Source organism: Phenylobacterium sp. (genome assembly GCF_031412415.1).
Taxonomy (GTDB): Bacteria; Pseudomonadota; Alphaproteobacteria; order Caulobacterales; family Caulobacteraceae; genus Phenylobacterium.
Map to the genome: position 1 here is coordinate 1 of NZ_JANOCX010000366.1, position 1,875 is coordinate 1,875.

The 1,875-nt window shown below is 67.0% G+C and carries 2 protein-coding genes; one reads left to right on the forward strand and one right to left on the reverse strand.

Features of this window, described 5'->3' with window-relative positions:
• Positions 1-22: 22 nt before the first annotated feature.
• Positions 23-100 (forward strand): hypothetical protein, encoded by a 78-nt coding sequence (locus RMO04_RS21200; RefSeq protein ID WP_405041517.1) that lies wholly within the window; start codon positions 23-25, stop codon positions 98-100.
• A gap of 1,237 nt (positions 101-1,337) precedes the next feature.
• Here RMO04_RS21200 and RMO04_RS17425 read toward each other — a convergent pair.
• Positions 1,338-1,775, reverse strand: coding sequence for a hypothetical protein (locus RMO04_RS17425; protein ID WP_309646036.1), 438 nt, complete (start codon positions 1,773-1,775; stop codon positions 1,338-1,340).
• Positions 1,776-1,875: the final 100 nt, after the last annotated feature.

The window sequence follows — 1,875 nt, forward strand, 5'->3', positions numbered from 1 at the left end:
GGCCGGCTGGTGGCTGAAAGGCGTGCAGCTCGACCTTGAGGCCAAGGGTATGATCGCCCGGGAAGCGACCAAGCCGCTGCGCCTGCATCGGCTCAAGTGAGCTGGATCACACCCCGCTAAGGCGCCCCCGCCGTTTTCGCCTAGGCCGAAATCGGGAAGCGAAAGGTCTTCCAGGTCCTGGACCGTCTGCCCGGTTAGCTGCGCCAGGTCGCCCAGGCGTGCATCAATGCCTTTGCGGGTCGAGACGTACTTGATCCGCTCGCGGAGGCGAAATAGCTCGGCCGCGGCCCGAGGCTCGTCCGCCATCTCCGACAGGGCCCAGAGGGCGGCATTGCCCAGCGAGACCGAGCGCGCGCCGACGCCCCGCACCTTGCGGAAACACCTTTCGGCGAACCGGCCCAGCGCACCGACAACCTCGCCGTGGTCGAGATTCACCGATGCCCACACCAGGCCCCTGACGATGTCCAGGCTCTGGTCGGGGCCGGTCGGATCTGGCGTCGTGGCGTCCAGCAAGCGCAGCACCTCGTGCCTCAGCTCGGAGCGATCGAGGGCGGCCATGGCTTCATCCATGGCGTGCAGCCACTTGCGGCTAGGCTTCGCTTTCGCGCCGCCCTCGGCCGCTAGGACCAAGAGCTTGCCCCATCGCGCGCGGCGTTCCGGAGAAACGCCGGTCAGCTGCGCCTCGATCTGCTTTGCGAACGGACCGGCTGGCGGAGCGCCTGTCGCGGACGAGTCGAGCAACCGGCCAGCCCGATAAGCGATCGATCGCAAAGCTTTGGTCGGCGCCTGTCCGTGCGAGCCGCTCCCGGCGCGCTTCTGGATGCGGCCGAGCCGAGTCCTAAGCGGTCCGGTCACCTCGGACTTCTCGGCGTAGCGCTCGACGGCGCCCAGGATGCTCGGCCCGGGTAGGCCGTCCTGCAGACCGTAGGGCTGTGCCTCCCAGGCTGCGAGAAGGTCGGCGAGCTGGGGGCCCGTCAGCGGCAGGTTGCGTCGCAGCAGGCCGGTCAGCATCGACGGGTAGAGTTGGCGCGTCCGCCAGTCGTTGGCTCGTGTCGCGCGGTAGCGGGCGAGCACCGCGAACATGACGGCGACCTGGATGTCCGCAGGACGCTCCTTGAGTGATCGCCAGCACGCGGACTGGCTGAGACCATCAGTGTGATCGGCCCGCGCGCGTTCGATTTCCTTGCAGACCTGCTCAACGATCAAGGCGGGATTGAAGCGCGGCGGCTGGGCGTTTCCGGACGCCGCGGCCACTCGGGGTCGGGGTGATGACGACGGCAGGGGCGCGTCGGCAGCCGATCCGCGAAACAGCTCAGCGAGCCGCCTCAGCAGCGACATCAGCCGCCCTTCAACGGCATGAGGTAGAGGAAGACGATCTGGCTCTCGGCCATGACCGTCACCTCGTCGTCGAGTCCTTCAATCTGCTTGTCGTCCAGCAGCATGATAAAGCGCTGCTTTTCAAACGCCTGGAAGGCCCGCGCGGCTTCCCGCTCGACGCGGGCCAGGACAAGCTTTCGGCCCGTTCCCAGTCCGGCATTCAGCACCGCCTCGGGCGACGTCACCTCCACGTCGATCAGGAACGACCGGGACCTGAGCTGACCAGCAGCGTGGGCGAGCTTGCGGTTGTTGAGGGTCTCGACTTCCAATTCCACACGCCGCTCGATGATCTCTCGCGGGGTGATCCTTTCGGAGACGAGCTTCAGTTCGATCGCTGGCCGGCGATCAGTTCCCGTGGGCCCGAAGTGCTCGTCCACGATCTTGAGCAGCGCCGCCATCCGTCCTCCGTGTGCGCGACCAACCCTGCAACCCTACCACGTCACAACGTCCGGCATCGAGGCCCCGACCTGGCGACAGACTCCCCTACTCCCACTCGAT